The organism is Stackebrandtia soli (assembly GCF_965137155.1).
Classification (GTDB): Bacteria; Actinomycetota; Actinomycetes; order Mycobacteriales; family Micromonosporaceae; genus Stackebrandtia; species Stackebrandtia soli.
This window is the reverse complement of sequence record NZ_CBCRZX010000005.1, coordinates 188,707-203,901: the sequence shown is the minus strand read 5'-3', so window position 1 is coordinate 203,901 and position 15,195 is coordinate 188,707. Positions and strand designations below refer to the sequence as shown.

At 65.6% G+C, this 15,195-nt stretch carries 12 protein-coding genes; 5 read left to right on the top strand and 7 right to left on the bottom strand.

Translation table 11 applies throughout. The features are described from left to right. Positions 1–83: 83 nt before the first annotated feature. On the bottom strand, positions 84–674 hold the full coding sequence (locus ACM9NP_RS05510) for a TetR/AcrR family transcriptional regulator (protein WP_415645486.1): 591 nt from the start codon (positions 672–674) through the stop codon (positions 84–86). A gap of 41 nt (positions 675–715) precedes the next feature. On the opposite strand from ACM9NP_RS05510, the gene ACM9NP_RS05505 reads away from it, so the two are divergent. The 4 genes from ACM9NP_RS05505 to ACM9NP_RS05490 all read left to right on the top strand — a co-directional run bounded on the left by ACM9NP_RS05505 (position 716) and on the right by ACM9NP_RS05490 (position 7,378). Beyond that, on the top strand, positions 716–2,404 hold the full coding sequence (locus ACM9NP_RS05505; RefSeq protein ID WP_415645485.1) for an MFS transporter: 1,689 nt from the start codon (positions 716–718) through the stop codon (positions 2,402–2,404). Positions 2,405–2,460: 56 nt separating this feature from the next. Further along, positions 2,461–6,342 (top strand): ATP-dependent RNA helicase HrpA, encoded by a 3,882-nt coding sequence (hrpA, locus tag ACM9NP_RS05500; protein WP_415645484.1) that lies wholly within the window; start codon positions 2,461–2,463, stop codon positions 6,340–6,342. Between the two features lie 203 nt (positions 6,343–6,545). Beyond that, positions 6,546–6,869, top strand: a complete 324-nt coding sequence (locus tag ACM9NP_RS05495; protein WP_415645483.1) for a hypothetical protein — start codon at positions 6,546–6,548, stop codon at positions 6,867–6,869. A gap of 299 nt (positions 6,870–7,168) precedes the next feature. Beyond that, positions 7,169–7,378 (top strand): hypothetical protein, encoded by a 210-nt coding sequence (locus tag ACM9NP_RS05490; RefSeq protein WP_415645482.1) that lies wholly within the window; start codon positions 7,169–7,171, stop codon positions 7,376–7,378. A gap of 930 nt (positions 7,379–8,308) precedes the next feature. Here ACM9NP_RS05490 and ACM9NP_RS05485 read toward each other — a convergent pair. From ACM9NP_RS05485 to ACM9NP_RS05475, 3 genes are all read right to left on the bottom strand, one after another. After that, a complete protein-coding gene (locus ACM9NP_RS05485; protein WP_415645481.1) occupies positions 8,309–8,668 on the bottom strand; it encodes an MARVEL/CASP family protein in 360 nt (119 codons plus the stop codon). An 89-nt stretch (positions 8,669–8,757) separates the two neighbouring features. Then, a complete protein-coding gene (locus ACM9NP_RS05480; protein WP_415645480.1) occupies positions 8,758–9,372 on the bottom strand; it encodes a hypothetical protein in 615 nt (204 codons plus the stop codon). A 386-nt stretch (positions 9,373–9,758) separates the two neighbouring features. Next, on the bottom strand, positions 9,759–10,379 hold the full coding sequence (locus ACM9NP_RS05475; protein ID WP_415645479.1) for a hypothetical protein: 621 nt from the start codon (positions 10,377–10,379) through the stop codon (positions 9,759–9,761). 369 nt (positions 10,380–10,748) lie between these two features. Here ACM9NP_RS05475 and ACM9NP_RS05470 point away from each other — a divergent pair, with 369 nt between their 5' ends. Further along, positions 10,749–10,904 (top strand): hypothetical protein, encoded by a 156-nt coding sequence (locus ACM9NP_RS05470; protein ID WP_415645478.1) that lies wholly within the window; start codon positions 10,749–10,751, stop codon positions 10,902–10,904. Between the two features lie 127 nt (positions 10,905–11,031). On the opposite strand, the gene ACM9NP_RS05465 is transcribed toward ACM9NP_RS05470, so the two are convergent. The 3 genes from ACM9NP_RS05465 to ACM9NP_RS05455 form a co-directional block, all read right to left on the bottom strand. Beyond that, the gene (locus ACM9NP_RS05465) at positions 11,032–12,435 is read right to left on the bottom strand and encodes a serine/threonine-protein kinase (protein ID WP_415645477.1); all 1,404 of its coding nucleotides are present in this window, start codon (positions 12,433–12,435) and stop codon (positions 11,032–11,034) included. A 573-nt stretch (positions 12,436–13,008) separates the two neighbouring features. After that, positions 13,009–14,001: a serine/threonine-protein kinase gene (locus ACM9NP_RS05460; protein WP_415645476.1), complete on the bottom strand. Its 993-nt coding sequence runs from the start codon at positions 13,999–14,001 to the stop codon at positions 13,009–13,011. 235 nt (positions 14,002–14,236) lie between these two features. Continuing rightward, positions 14,237–14,839 carry a lytic polysaccharide monooxygenase gene (locus ACM9NP_RS05455; RefSeq protein ID WP_415645475.1) on the bottom strand — a complete coding sequence of 201 codons (603 nt, stop codon included), beginning with the start codon at positions 14,837–14,839 and terminating at the stop codon, positions 14,237–14,239. Positions 14,840–15,195: the final 356 nt, after the last annotated feature.

Here is a 15,195-nt window from a genome sequence, read left to right as displayed (position 1 = left end):
GGTTGGGCAAATTGCGAAAACACGCCTGTTTTGAACATTTGCCCAACCAAGCGAGACGTTTAACCAACCAAGCGGGGGGGGGTCTAACCGGGTGGCCGGAGCCGGTCGAGCCAGGCGCGCACGGTGGCGCGGATCAGGTCGGGGGTCACGTGATCGCCGAACACGACCGCCTGCAGGGAGAGGCCCTCAAGGAGTGCGTTCAGTTCCGTTGTGGCGGTGTCGACGTCGACGCTCGCCGCGATCTCGCCGCCCTCTCGCAGGGCGTCGAGTGCCTCCCGGGTGAGGTCGAGTGCCTCCCGGCTCGCGTCGGTGACGAGCTCACGCAGTCGGCCGCGGGACTCGACGAGGAACGAGTACCAGATTCGATATAGCTCGATCGATTCCTCGTCCATCGGCAACGACGCCCACAAGAGACGCTCGACGACCTCGCGCACCGTTCCGGTCCGGTCGACGCGCGTCATTCGTGCGGTCATCCGGGCGTCGGCGAGTGCGAGCGCGTATTCGCGCAGCTCTTCCTGGGTGCCGAAATAGTGCCGGAGCGACCCGGCGGACAGTCCGGCCTCAGTGGCGACGGCCCTGACCGACGCCGCGCCGAAGCCGTCGCGCAGGACGACTCGCCACACGGCCCGGGCAACGTGCTGGCGGCGTTCGTCGGCGTCGACATGTCGCGGCATGCGATGAGGATACCGCACGACCGTACTAGTACAGTCGTGTCATGACCTCTCCTCGCGGCCATGCCACCCGTCGCCACACCGCCGTCCTGTCGGCGGCGACCTTGACGGCGGGCACCGCCGAGGTCGTCGACTTCCTGCTGCCACTGTTCGCCGGTCTCGGGTTCGGCGCCACGCCCACCCAAATCGGCCTGCTCCTCGCCGTCGAGATGGCCTTTTCCCTCGTCGCGCGACCGCTCGCCGGGATTCTCGCCGACCACAGGGAACGCGGCCTGATCGCTTCCGTCGGCGCGCTCACCTATGGCATCGCCTGCGTCGGCTACGCCGTCGCCGGTTCGATGCCGCTCGCGCTCGCGGCCGCCGCGTTGTCCGGCCTGGGCGGGGCCGCCCTGTGGGTGGCGCTTCGCGCGATGGCCGCCGAACGGCTCACCGACGACTCCGCAGCACTCGCCGGGCTCTCCGCGGCCGAGTCGGCCGGTGGGTGGCTCGTCTTCATCCCCGCCATGGTCCTCATCGGAGTGATCGACTATCGCGGCGTCTTCGCCGCGCTCGCGGCCTGCTGCCTCGCGGCGGCGATCATGCTCGCGATCGTTCCGCGCTCCGCGCCTCCCGTCGACGTCCCGGGCGCGGGTGGCATGCGACTGTTGCGCCGCAGGCTGTCTCCGATGCTGTGGGCGGTCGTGTGCACGATGGCTGCGGAGGCCGCGATCGGTCTGTTGTTGTTGCTGCACCTGCAACGCGGCTTCGAGCTGGAACCGGTCCAGATCGCCTACGTGTTCCTACCCGGAGCGATCGCGATGAGCGTCCTCCCGACTCGCCTGCACGGCCTCGTCGTCCGATTCGGGCGACGCCGGATGCTCGCGGCGTCCTCGGTCGCGAGCGCCGTTTTTGCGGGGAGCCTCGCCTTCGCGCCGAACCCGATCATCATCGCAGCACTGTGGATACTCGCGGGTGTCGCTTGGGCGGTCGTCATTCCCGTGCAGCAGGCCGTCGTCGCCGAGGCGGTCGGTCCGGCGCAGCTCGGGCGCGGGCTCGGCCTGTACGAGTCGGCCTGTCTCGTCGGCGCGTTGCTCGGAACCCTCGGCGCGGGCGCGCTGTTCGACGCCGCGTCCTGGTGGTGGGCGTGTCTCGCGGCGGCGGTCGTCATCCTGGCGGGCGCGGTGATCGTTCCCGCCGCGGTTCGCGCGCTCGGCGTCGTCGACCATCCCGCTCCGGCGACCGACACCGGTGCCGGCGAGGCACGGCTCGCGCCCACGACGCGGGCGTCCCGCGCGGACGAGTCGGTGGACGTCGCCTCGCCGGCAGCCGGAACGGGACGGAACGGGAACGCGACGACGCCCGCGAAGCCGACGGGAGCGGCCTTGGGCAGACCTCGATCCCACGGGAACGGCCTTGGGCCTTCCAGCACGGTTGACCCGGCGGGTCCGACCGCACCGGTCCCGCCGTCGAAGTCACCTGGGCGGATGTTGATCGACCTCGCGATGCACATCGCGTTGTTCGGGCTCGCGTTCGGCGTGGTCGTCGGCGTAGTCGCGCCCGGTTCGACGCCGACGATCCTCGGCGTCGGGTCCGGCTCGGATCCGCTGGCGCTTCTGCGGTCCGCGTTCGACGACGGGGACGTCGCGCCGATAGCGGTAGCGACGGCGCGTGTCTGGTTCATCGTTGTACTCGTCGACACCGTATGGACACTATGGAAAGTCATCGCGGCGTGCGGGCGGCGTCGTCCGGAGTGATGCCGGGAATATCGGCTCGCGTGCGCGAGCCCGGCCGCGTATTCTCACTTCCCGGTATGAATCGCCAATCCGTGAACCCGTCTCGGCTGCGCACACGCGTGCGCGGTCTCATGTTGCGTGAACAGGGTCGCCTCCTGCGTCGTATCGACAAGGCGCGACGCGAGGACGGCGCGGACTGGGACGCCATCGCGGCCGACATCGCCCGGGCAGAGGAGAAGGTCGAGCGTCGGCGCTCCGGGGTCCCGGCCGTCACATATCCCGAGGACCTTCCCGTAAGCCAGCGCCGCGACGACCTCGCCGCCGCGATTCGCGACAACCAGGTCGTCATCGTCGCCGGCGAGACCGGTTCGGGCAAGACGACCCAGTTGCCGAAGATCTGTCTCGAACTCGGACGCGGTGTTCAAGGCCTCATCGGCCACACGCAGCCGCGCCGGATCGCCGCACGAACCGTGGCCGAGCGCATCGCCGAAGAGCTCGACTCACCGCTCGGGGAGGCCGTCGGATGGAAGGTCCGCTTCACCGACAAGGTGAGCGAGGCGACGTACTGCAAGGTCATGACCGACGGCATCCTGCTCGCCGAGATCCATAGTGACCGGATGCTGCGCGCCTACGACACGATCATCATCGACGAGGCACACGAGCGCAGCCTCAACATCGACTTCCTGCTCGGTTACCTGAAGCAGCTGCTGCCCAAACGCCCCGACCTCAAGGTCATCATCACATCGGCGACGATCGACCCCGAGCGGTTCTCCAACCACTTCGCGGACGCGCCCATCGTCGAGGTCTCCGGTCGCACCTACCCCGTCGAAGTCCGCTACCGGCCGCTCGTCGACGACAGCGACCCGGAGTCCGACGACGTCCGCGACCCCATCGAGGCGATCCGTGAGGCGTGCGCGGAACTCATCGCGGAGGGCTCCGGCGACGTCCTCGTCTTCCTGTCGGGCGAACGCGAGATCCGCGACACCGCCGACGCTCTGCGGAAGGCGGACTTCCGGCACACCGAGATCCTGCCGTTGTATGCGCGCCTGTCGTCGGCCGAACAGCACCGCGTGTTCCAACGACACTCCGGGCGCCGCATCGTGCTGGCGACGAACGTCGCCGAGACGTCCCTGACCGTCCCCGGAATCAAGTACGTTGTCGACCCCGGGTTCGCGCGGATATCCCGTTACAGCAACCGAACGAAGGTGCAGCGGCTACCGATCGAACCGATCTCCCAGGCTTCCGCGAATCAGCGCAAGGGCCGATGTGGACGCACCAGCGACGGCATCTGCATCCGGCTGTACTCCGAAGAGGACTACAACGCGCGCCCCGAGTTCACCGACGCGGAGATCCTGCGCACCAACCTCGCCTCCGTCATCCTGCAGATGACCGCCGCGGGGCTCGGTGACATCGAGAGCTTTCCGTTCATCGATCCGCCCGACCGGCGCCAGATCCGGGACGGCATAAGCCTCCTCTCCGAACTCGGCGCCATCGACGAACACGCCGACGAACGGGAACGCCTCACCCCGATCGGCCGGAAGCTCGCCCAGCTTCCCGTCGACCCGCGCCTCGGTCGGATGGTGATGCAGGCCCATCAGGACGGTTGCCTGCACGAGGTCATGGTCATCACCTCGGCCTTGTCCATCCAGGACCCACGAGAACGTCCCGCCGAAGCGCAGCAGGCCGCCGACACCAAACACGCCCGCTTCGCGGACCCGACGTCCGACTTCCTCGCCTACGTCAACCTGTGGAATCACGTCAAGACCGAGCAGAAGGCCCGATCCAGCTCCGCCTTCCGTCGCATGTGCAAGGCCGAGTACCTGCATTACATGCGGATTCGCGAATGGCAGGACATCTACTCCCAACTGCGCACCATCGCCAAGAGCCTCGGTCTCAGCGCCGAAGCGACCACCGGTGACATCGACGCCGATCGCATCCACACCGCGCTCCTCGCGGGCCTCCTGTCCCACATCGGACTCAAGGACCCGGAGAAGCGCGACTACCTCGGCGCGCGCGGGGCGCGCTTCTCCATCTTCCCGGGCTCGGGCCTGTTCAAGAAGCAACCCCGCTGGATCATGTCCGCCGAACTCGTCGAGACGTCGAAGCTGTGGGCCCGCGTCAACGCCAAGATCGAACCAGAGTGGATCGAGCCGCTCGCCAAGCACCTCGTCAAACGCTCCTATTCGGAACCACACTGGGAGAAGAAGGCCCAGGCCGTCATCGCGATCGAGAAGGTCACGCTCTACGGCATTCCCATCGTTCCCGGACGCAAGGTCAACTTCGGACGGATCGACTCCGTCACCAGCCGAGACCTGTTCATCCGCAACGCCCTCGTCGAAGGCGACTGGGACACCCACCACGACTTCTTCCACACCAACCGGGCGCTCCTCGCCGAGGTCGAAGACCTCGAACATCGCGCCCGTCGCCGCGACATCCTCGTCGACGAGCAGACCCTCTACGACTTTTACGACAAGCGTCTGCCCGACTCCATCGTCTCGGGACGGCACTTCGACTCCTGGTGGAAGAAGACCCGGCACGCCGAACCCGACCTGTTGAACTTCGAGAAATCGATGCTCATCAACGAAGGCGCGGACGACGTCAGCGAAGCCGACTTCCCCGACACCTGGGAGGCCTCGGGCGTCGAACTGCCACTGACCTACCAGTTCGAGCCGGGATCCGCCGCCGACGGAGTCACCATCCACATTCCACTGCCGGTCCTCGGAGGGCTGGACCCCGACGCCTTCGCCTGGCAGGTACCGGGACTGCGCGAGGAACTCACGACCGCGCTCATCAAATCCCTGCCCAAGACCTTGCGCCGCTCCTTCGCGCCCGCCCCCGACCACGCCCGCGCCGCCCTCCACGGCCTCGAACCGCACGGTTCGTTCCTGGAAGCGCTCGCCGCGCGGCTCGGCGCGATGCGGAACGTCACGATTCCTCGTGACGCTTGGGACTTCACCCGCGTTCCCGGTCACCTGTGGATGACCTTCGAGGCCCACGACGAGCAGGGCAAGGTCCTCGCGGCGGGCAAGGATCTCGCAGCCCTGCAACGTCAGCTGAAGCCGAAGGCGCGCAAGGTCCTCGCCGAATCGGCCCCCGATCTCGAACGGACCGGCCTGAAGGCGTGGACCTTCGGGGAGCTGCCGCGCGTCCGCGAACAGGAACGCACCGGCTACGTCCTGAAGATGTACCCGGCCCTGACCGATGACCGCGACAGCGTCTCGATCCGCCTGTATGACGACGAGACCGCGCAACAGACCGCGATGTGGCATGGCACCAGGCGTTTGCTGCTGTTGACGGCTCCGAACGTCACGCGTCCTCTCCTCGGCGCTCTGCCGAGCCAGACGAAACTGGCGCTCTCGGCGAGCCCCTACTCGTCGGTCGGGGAACTGCTGGACGACTGCATCCGCACCGTCGCCGACAAACTCCTCATCGAGGCAGGCGGTCCGGTATGGACGCAGGCTGAGTTCGAGGCGTTGTCGGCGAAGGTCCGGCCCGGCCTCATTCCGGGCGCGATCGACACCGCCAAACAGGTCGCGGAGATCCTGACGATCACCCGCCGCGTCGACAAGCGCCTCAACGGCAAGCACCCGTTCGCGTACCTGCCCGCACTGTCCGATATGAAGCGTCAGCTGGCGGCACTGGTGTTCAACGGTTTCGTGTCGGCGACGGGCTGCTGGCGGCTGCCCGAACTCCCGCGCTACCTGACCGCGATCGAACGTCGCGTCGACAAGCTCGCGGGCGCGCCGGACGCGGACACCGTGAAGATGCACAAGGTTCAAGCCGTCGAGACGGCCTTCCATGAGCTGGCGGCGAGCCGTCCGCACGCGGCGGCGTCCCCGCACGGTCAGGAGATCCGTTGGATGTGCGAGGAACTTCGCGTCAGCTACTTCGCCCAGGACCTCGGCACCCGCTACTCCGTGAGCGACAAACGAATCCTGAAGGCGATCTCGGCGCTCTGACCTCCGATCGGTCTTCGCCCGCGAACGTCTTCCCGGAGTCCAGCATGGAATGTAACGTCGCGTTCTCGCGGATCGCGCCGACCTTTCTGTTCAATCGGGGTGCAGATTCTCTGACGAGGCGGCAACTATCGATCGTCCGGAAAGGATGGATGCCAATCGGAACCGGATGGCTGCTACGCGCCATGAGGCGTCGCACCCGACACATGCCATTCGATGCCCGCGATGTCATCGGTTGGGAGGCGAATGTCAACGGCTGGCTCGTTCCCGACGCCGATCTGCCGAACTCGGACCTTCCCGAGGCGCTAGCAGTTCGGTCGGTCGCGTACCTTTCCGCGATACTGGCGGCATTCGAACGTCGGTCAACGGGCGGCGTAATGGTCGGGATGGCCAGTGTCGCACCGTTTCTTGGCACCGGTCGGCACACGGCGTCGACGACATTCTGGCTCGACAGGCCAGGTGAACGGCCGTACGTCGAAGCCGTGTCGGCTTTCGAGGGCCAAGCCGTGTGCCTCATGCGTTCCCACTGAAGTACAACGTCGAATGCCGACCCATGTAGGGCGCCCTCCCAGTGCCGCGTGGCATATTGGAATGGTCGCGTTCAAGTCCAGGGACGCCACGGCCAGATCTTCACGGGAACGGGATATCAGAGTTGCCGTCGTGGATCGCAGGTAGTAGCTTTCGGCTGATTGGTTCCCCGGCATGGGATCACGATGACACGTCACTGTGGTGACTGCGTTTCGTCTTGTGAGAACGGCTTAATGCGATGTCGTAAGGGATCTGACGCCGACACTACGGCCCGAACTCGGCCTGATTGCAAGGAGTCTCAATGACCTGGTCCATGACCATATCCGTGTCCGAACTGAAACGCATAACCGACAAACTCCTCGCGGAACTCGCCGAAGAGCACGGAGAAGACGTCACCTTCACCGAGGACTACTTCTGGTGGATCCACAATCCCCATGTGTACGACGTTCTGTCGGATGTATCCATTGAGGACACTACGATTGGTCAACTCTCGGAATCCTGGGACGTCTGAGGCGAGGGCTCGACGAAGACCCGGCCATCCGGTACGCCTTCGTCTGGTTGGCTCAGATCATGCGAGCCATCGGCGACAAGCCGTATCGACGGTCATGAGGTGACGGCTTCCGCCATGCCGATCATCCTCTGTATTCGGAGTTCGGGCGGAAGGTGAATAGGGCGCCACCATCCTCTCAGTCCGACCAGTGGAGACGGGAGAGTCGGACTACCTTCGTGAGGCCCGGACCATGGACATGATGAAGCAGAAGCATTTTCCACTTGCCGAATCGGTCGTGGCGCGTCTGATCGAAACCATGCCGGTGAGCGAGCATTCCCGTGGATCACCCTGCTTCCGGAAGGGCGTCGCGCGAGTTGAGGAGTTCCGAGATCCGGATTCTTCGCGCTCTGTCGGGTCGGCTCACACTCTGAACCGGTCGAGGCCGCCGCCAGGTGGTCCGATGCAACGTGTCGTCGATTATGTGGACGATGCCTGGAGCTGGCAGGCGCTGTCGATACACGGCCGCACTCGGAAGGCGAGAGGCGCGGCGGCGCAACGTATTCGAGACGGTGATCGTTCGCGAATCGATGTCCACTCGCACCGTCGTTAGGTCCCATATGGTGCACAGGCGGTCATCGGGTGGTGGTTTGTGCCATGTGGATGACCTCCTGTGCGAGAAGTTCGGGGTCGGACAGCGGGAGCATGTGTCCCGAGGCCGGCGCGATGACGTGCCGTCCCCCGTGTTGTTGGCCGGCTCAGTATGCGTGGGACGTGTTCGCGGCCCCGCGGGGCATGCCGGTTCATCCTAGATCCGGTTAGCGCATGGAGCCGACGGTGACCGGCAGATGTTCGATCGCGGCGGGTGTTCCCGAAACCCCGCCAGATCCGGGGTGAGCTCGCCGTTGTGGTGACGAGCTCACTCCCGTTACTCCCGTTGTGTTCAGTGGGTGTCTAACGTGGCTGGTGCGGGTACTGTCCGTGGGGATTCTGCGGAGGCCCACTCGCCTGCGGCATTCCGGGCGGCGGAGCCATGTGGGATGGGGGCTGGGGCGTTTGCGCAGGTCCCATGTGATGGGTCATTTCCGGCGCCGTGGGACGGTTCGTGACGACCGACCACAGGCCCGGTGAGAACGCGATCGCCAACAGAACGGAGGTGGTCGAGACCGTCATCATGAACTCGTCGTCGGGTGCCCAGGTGTAATTCCCGTCGTAGGCGAACAGCTCCGCCGCGATGAGCGCGAAGCACAATAGACCGAAGAGCAGGAAGATGATCTGCACGATGTGCAGGGTGATGCGTAGGGGTTTTGGCATTGCGCGATCATAGCCATACGTGTCACATGTCCACAGCGGCCGAAATGCTCACGATCGGGTCGTCGCCCGCTCGTGGATTATCGGTGATCTCAGGCCATCGTCGGTGGGGCGACATTGAGTGCCTTCGCCATCGCGATCGTGAAATCGGAGACGCGTTCCGGCAGATGACTGGTCGCCCAGGATCGCGCCAGCATGAGGAAATCGCCGAGGTCACGCTCGGCCTGCGCGAGCAGTCGACGCAATTCGTCAACGGGTAGCTCGATAACAGGGTCGTCGTGTTCGAGGTTGACCGTCAGTCGCATCGTTTCACCGTGCCGTTCCACCTTTGAGGACGGCTCGTGTCCGAGCCAGACCGGTCCTTCGTCGATGGCGAGCAACCAATCCCTCCATTCGTCCAGCCAATGGCAGCAACTGGGGGCGAAGGTGGTGTTCGAGACCGTGTCGACTACAAGTAGACCGCCCGGCGTGATGAGGCACTCGGTGGTGAACAGACCGTCGAGGAACGCCGCACGCGGGTCGTCGGCCTGTTCCGCGTCGTCGCGCGGACAATTGGTCGCCGCGATCGAGGTAATGGCGGCGCCCAGGTGGTCCTGATCCATGGTCCCGTTGAGTGGAAGAAGATGGGACGTAGCCAGCTTCGCGATCGGCCAGAGGTCGAAGTCCTCACAGGATCGAATCTTGACTACGGCTTGGAGGGTGATCATCGTTGAAGTCTCCCTGCCGCTGTCCATTCTCGCCACCCGCTTTCGTGGGGGTGCGTTGCGCCGTTCCAGATCGACTTCCGGTCCAGCCAAGAACCCGATCCGCACCCTCCGGAGGTGAAGGCGTGGGCTGTCTCGCCTTCCTGAAGCGACTGAGCGTCCCTCGCAACGAGCCGTCGAGGGTCCATACGGACCGGTTCTGGGCGCAGTCTTGCGACAGCATGTGATGTCTGAAGGGGGATTCGTGCCGGTAGGTGCCCACCCTTCCCGGCTTGGTTCGGCGCCTCCCGGCTTCGTATGTCGCCCCGACCAAGTCAGACAGGCTTTCGGCTCGGAAGAGGCATTCAAGACAATCTACAAGTGACGTCGCGTGTGGGGTATCGACTGGCTCAATCCGTCGTGGGCGTGGCGACATTGAGTGCCTTCGCCATCGCGATCGTGAAATCGGAGACCTGTTCCGGCAGATGACCGGTCGCCCAGGATCGCGCCAGCATGAGGAAATCGCCGAGGTCACGCTCGGCCTGCGCGAGCAGTCGACGCAGTTCATCAACGGGAAGCTCGATGACCCGGCTGTTCTCTTCTTCGGCGTCGACGGTGAGCCGCATCGTCCTTCCGTCTCGCTCAACCATTGAGGACGGATCGTGCCCGAACCACACCGGTCCACCGTCGAAGGATCGAAACCAATCCCGCCACTCCTCGAGTCCGTGGCAGCAGCCGGGGTTGAAGACGGTGTTCGAAACAGTGTCGACGATGCGGAGACCACCGAACGCGATGGGGAACTCTTCTGTCAGTAGGCCGTCGACGAAGGCCGCGCGGGAATCACCGGTCCGTTCGGCGTCGTCCTCGCGAGCGACGTTAGCCGCCGCGATTGACATGACGGCAATGCCCACATGCTTCTGATCCAGTGTCCCATCGAGCCGAAGAAGATCGAACGGCTTCAGCTCCGCGATCGGCCAGAGATCGAAGTTGTCGTGAATGTGGATCTCGACGACGGCTTGCAAGGTGATCATTGCGGCAGTCTCTCCGCTGATATCGGTGGGCGCCACCGGATTTCGTTCAGATAATGACGGTCGCAACGGTCCACAAGTGCGGAACCGCCCTCTCCAGATGCGAGGACTCCGTGATGCCCTGGATGACCGTCTGCGTTCGATCGTCGGTCGGAACGTCCCGTTTCGCCTGGTGTGGTGGCGTCCAGACGTCTTAGTGGTGGCGTCGGCCAACCCCGTTGACGGTGGGTCGGTGGGGGATGTAGATTCCTGAATCGTTTGAGTCCCCGGCACGGGGTCAGGTCTGCCCCTCGACGCTTCGTGGTCGAGTGTCCTTTTTCATCCGCATTGCTCGGTGTCGAGTATTGCCCCTTGTGGATTTTGGAGTCGCCCGTGTCTGTTCGTGTTCGCTGTTGTGCCGCCGGACTGGTCGACAGTCTCACCATGGAGAAGCCGGAACTCCCCGGCCTGCCGCTGTGCCTGAAATTCACCCCGAGCGAGACTCACCCGTACGGCTGCATCGATCCGGTCGTCGTCCACGAGCGCTGATCGAACGCGGACATGGCCTCCGGCCCGTCGTGGGTCGGAGGCCATGAGGCGCTCCTAGCCGGGCCCGGACCTAGTACGAACCTGTGACGTCGATGTCGGTCATGGCGACCACGGGACGGCGAGTGGCTCAGCCGCCCAGCGGGTCGCAGCTGTCGGCCGAGACGGTGAGCTGAACCTGGAGCGAGACGGGGGTGTCCGTCGGCAGATCTTGGAATGGCCACGGGGCCTGCTCGTTGACCGAACAGGCGTAGTCCCCGGAATTGTCCCAGTAGGACACACTGACGTTCGTAAAACCCTGCTTCTCAAGCTCCGCACGTGCGTCCGCCTCGCTGAAGCCCATCACCCACGGCAGGGACGCCTTCGGCGCGGGTTGCTCGGGAGGCTCTGACGGTGTCTCAGGTGTCGGGCTCGGACTCGATTCGGACGGACTCGGGCTGAGGCTTTGCCCGCTCGGGCTCGGCTGCGTCGAGGGCGACTCGGACACGGCCCCCGGGACCAAGGCGGCGCTTTCGGGTGCCGACCAGGGCGCCCACAGCAACACCGAGCCCGCCAGGATGACGACCGCCGCCGTCCCCACGGCGATCGTGAACCGTCGGCGCTCCCGTCCCGGGCGAGCCGTCACCATCGTGGGTTCATCATGTGCGGAAACCGGGGCGGTGTCGACGCCAGGATTCGGGTCGACGGCGGATCGCACGACCGGCGCCGTCGCGGCTCTGCCGAGTCCCGTGCCGCGCAAGGCCTCCGCGAACGAGGCCGCATCGGGCCAGCGGGACGCCGGGCTCTTGCCGAGCGCTCGCGTCACGACCGTGGCGAGTGCATTCGGCACGTCGTCGGGTAGCGGCGGCGGTGGTTGGTAGAGGTGACCCGCGACGACGTTGGCGGGCACGTCGCCGATGAACGGGCGCCGCCCGGCCAGGCACTCGTAGGCGACGACCGCGAGCGAGTACACGTCGGACGCCGGGGACACCGGTCGTCCGGTGAGCTGTTCGGGTGACACATAGGACGTCGTGCCGAGGAGCGTTCCCGTGTTGGCCGTGTCGTCGAGGGCGAGCGCGATGCCGAAGTCGACGAGTTTGACGGCGCCGTCCTTGTCCCTGATGAGGATGTTGGCGGGCTTGACATCGCGGTGGATGATGCTCGCCTGGTGGGCTTCGTGGAGCGCGTCGGCGGCCTCGGCAATGATCCGGACGGCGTCGCCGGGATCGAGCCGTCCACCGTCGGCGAGCCGCTTCAGGAGTGAGACCCCCTGAACGAATTCCATGACGATGTACGACATGACGGTGCCGTCGGTGGCCTGGTCGTGTCCGTAGTCGAAGACGTTGACGACTCCGGGGGCCTGAAGCGCGGCCACCGAACGGGCCTCGGCCTCGAACCGTCGACGGAATCCCTCATCGGTGGATAGTCCAGGGTGGGGGATCTTGACGGCGACGACGCGATCCAGTCGCGTGTCGGTCGCACGCCAGACGACACTCATCCCGCCGCTGCCCACCGGATCCGTCAGTTGATACCGCTGATTGAGCAGATTGTGCATGTGTAGATATGCCTTCGTGTGGATGGCTCGGGATTGCTCCGCCCGGCGGGGTGTCGAACGATTATGGCACCGTGCCGAAAACCGGGTATCCCCCTGTCAGTGTCCATGGTGAACGGTCAACCGACGCACTCGTCGGTCGACGCCGCGTACTGCACCCACAAGGTGACGGGGGAGCCGGTCCAGGCGGCCATCGCCGCGTCGGAGTGCGGATCGTCGACGCGCAGGCGTGGCTCCTGGGAACGGATCCCGGGTTCTGGGCCCGGTCGAGAGCCCGATTTCTCGACGGCTCGGGCGATCAGGCACGGTTTGACGCCGTCCGTGAGTGTGGCTCCGGTCCGGTATCGCCCCTGGGCCAATGTGCACGGCGCGCTCGTGGATACGGCACCCGACGTGCTGAACCGCCATGGCGGTCGACGTCGGTCGTGCCGTATCCACGAGCGGTCGCCAAAGCCACCAAGACCGACGGGGCGAGAGACTCGGCTGACCGGCCTCAGCGGGCGCCGGACGACGGGACCGGAGCGTCGCACGACTCGCCGCTGATGGCGGGGGACCGATACCGACCGACGTCTCGATTCACTCTCCGGCGATCGCCACCCGCCTGAATGGAATCAATGTGGATGGACGTCGACGTTGGCCGACGTGTCGAGACTGTGGGGGGACGGGCGCTCCGGGGTCGCCCGGCGCGGCCGAACGGTTGGGGCGGTCGTGTTCTCGCCGTGCCGACTCCGCGGCCGCGCGCGGATCGAGCAGTTCCCGGCAGGCCGTCGCGAGTTCGGCGGCGTCGCTCCAGCGGTCCTGCGGTGTCTTCGCGAGGGCGCGCATGACCGTCTCGGCGACGGCGGCTGGTACGTCTTCGGGCAGCGGGGGCGGGGGAGTGTTGAGGTGTCCCTCGATGACCCGCCACGTGTTGTCGTCGTGGAACGGCCGTCGGCCCGCGAGGCATTCGTACGCCACGACGCCCAGCGAGTACACATCGGAGGAGGCGGAGGGATCGCCGCCGCGCAACTGTTCGGGGGACACGTAGGACGCGGTGCCCATGACCATTCCGGTCGAGGTCAGGCCCATTCCCGCGCCCGATCGGGCGATGCCGAAGTCGATGATCTTCGGGGTGTTCGTCTTCTCGTCCACGAGGATGTTGGACGGCTTGACATCGCGGTGGATGATGCCGGCGCGATGCGCGACGTTGAGTGCCGCCGCGGTGTCGGCGACGATCGCGACGACGGTAGTCGCGTCGAGGCGGCCCCGTTCCGTCAGCAGGTCGGACAACGGCCGGCCTCGGACGAGTTCCATGATCAGATAGGAGACGTATCGCCCCTCGGCGTCGGTCTCCTCGCCGTAGTCGAAGATGCCGGCGATCCCCCGGTGCCGCATCGCCGCCATCGCGCGGGCCTCGCTGCGAAAGCGATGTCGGCACACTTCGTCGTGCGCCAGGCTCGGATGCAGGATCTTCACGGCGACGTTGCGTCGGAGCCGTTCGTCCCAGCCGTGCCAGACGGACCCCATCCCGCCGTCTTCCAGCCGTTTTTGTAGTCGGTATCGCCCACCCAGGAGGCGTTGCGCCACCATCGTTGACCCCCCAATACGAAATTGATGACTGATTATGTCATCACGATGACGGCGGGCCATATCCGGTACGCAGTGATAAAGCGATGGCAGTCACGCTGAGTGAGATTCGTATTCCATTGTGGTCTTGAGGGTAGTTGTCGGCGCACTGCGGCGCGGGTGGGGCAAGGGAAACGGGCGTCGACGGCCAGCGTGTCGACGCCCGCGTTCGGTGAGTGGTCACCGAGTCGAGGTTGCTCTAGAAGTTGACATCCGAGCATTGGTAGAACGCGTTGCCGGTGTCGGAGATCGTCCACACCGCGAGGATCACGTGGTGGCCGGACCGCTGGGGCAGGTTGCCGGTGTGCGAGACCTGGTACGGCGGGCGGACTCCACCCATCGGCACGGTCAGGAACGGCGTGAGGTCGAGGTCGCCGCGAGTCAGGGCGTGGTTGGAGTTCCAGCCGGATTTGGTGATGTAGTAACGGAAGTCGGTCGTCGCGTGAGCGGCGGTCAGCGTCCAGTCGAAGGTGTACGAACCGGCGGAGACGTTCGTCTTCGGCCAGCTGCCGCCGCGAGGGTCGTTCAGCTGGTCGAACGCGCCGAGCCCGGCCGAGCACAGCTTGCCGTCCGCGGGTCCGGCCGACGGGAAGCCCTTCGGGCCCTCGACGCTCTGGGGCTCCCATTGGATCGGGCCACAGTTGGTCGCGGTGCCCTGCTTGCAGTGGTATGCCCGGCTCACGGGGCTGGTCGTGTATCCGTGAGCCGATGCCGGGCTGCTGGTGACGACGGTGACCGCGGCTGTGGCAAGGGCCGCCGCCACGGCCCCGACCACGATTCTTCTGATTCGCGTGATGGACATGATGCGTTCCTTTCGCATAGGCGAGCGCGCGGACGCTGGATGCGTCCTCCGCGTGGTCTCCATGCGGGGCGTGGTCCCGAGCGGGTTGCCAATGTATGGAAACTTACCTAACTATAGATAGACGAATCTGGATTGGTAAATACCTAAAGATGAGAAAAGTCGATCTTGGCGGAAAAGTCGCGTGCGCGAACCGTTTCGCCGCAGCGGATCACGGTGAGGTGAGGGGCTATGGGCGTACGCGATTCGCCGATGGGCGACGGCCGGACATCGACAGTCTACTGTGGCTTACGGTCGTGTGGTGACAGTGTCCATGATCGGGAGACGACGGGGGAGCCACGTCGATGAACAGAGAGAAC

Bases quoted from the DNA above. Each gene is read 5' to 3' on its own strand.
- ACM9NP_RS05460 (WP_415645476.1), bottom strand. From the start codon at position 14,001: ATGGTGGCGCAACGCCTCCTGGGTGGGCGATACCGACTACAAAAACGG.
- ACM9NP_RS05510 (WP_415645486.1), bottom strand. From the start codon at position 674: ATGCCGCGACATGTCGACGCCGACGAACGCCGCCAGCACGTTGCCCGG.
- ACM9NP_RS05495 (WP_415645483.1), top strand. From the start codon at position 6,546: ATGCCATTCGATGCCCGCGATGTCATCGGTTGGGAGGCGAATGTCAAC.
- ACM9NP_RS05480 (WP_415645480.1), bottom strand. From the start codon at position 9,372: ATGATCACCCTCCAAGCCGTAGTCAAGATTCGATCCTGTGAGGACTTC.
- ACM9NP_RS05465 (WP_415645477.1), bottom strand. From the start codon at position 12,435: ATGCACAATCTGCTCAATCAGCGGTATCAACTGACGGATCCGGTGGGC.
- ACM9NP_RS05475 (WP_415645479.1), bottom strand. From the start codon at position 10,379: ATGATCACCTTGCAAGCCGTCGTCGAGATCCACATTCACGACAACTTC.
- ACM9NP_RS05490 (WP_415645482.1), top strand. From the start codon at position 7,169: ATGACCTGGTCCATGACCATATCCGTGTCCGAACTGAAACGCATAACC.
- hrpA (WP_415645484.1), top strand. From the start codon at position 2,461: ATGAATCGCCAATCCGTGAACCCGTCTCGGCTGCGCACACGCGTGCGC.
- ACM9NP_RS05505 (WP_415645485.1), top strand. From the start codon at position 716: ATGACCTCTCCTCGCGGCCATGCCACCCGTCGCCACACCGCCGTCCTG.
- ACM9NP_RS05455 (WP_415645475.1), bottom strand. From the start codon at position 14,839: ATGTCCATCACGCGAATCAGAAGAATCGTGGTCGGGGCCGTGGCGGCG.
- ACM9NP_RS05485 (WP_415645481.1), bottom strand. From the start codon at position 8,668: ATGCCAAAACCCCTACGCATCACCCTGCACATCGTGCAGATCATCTTC.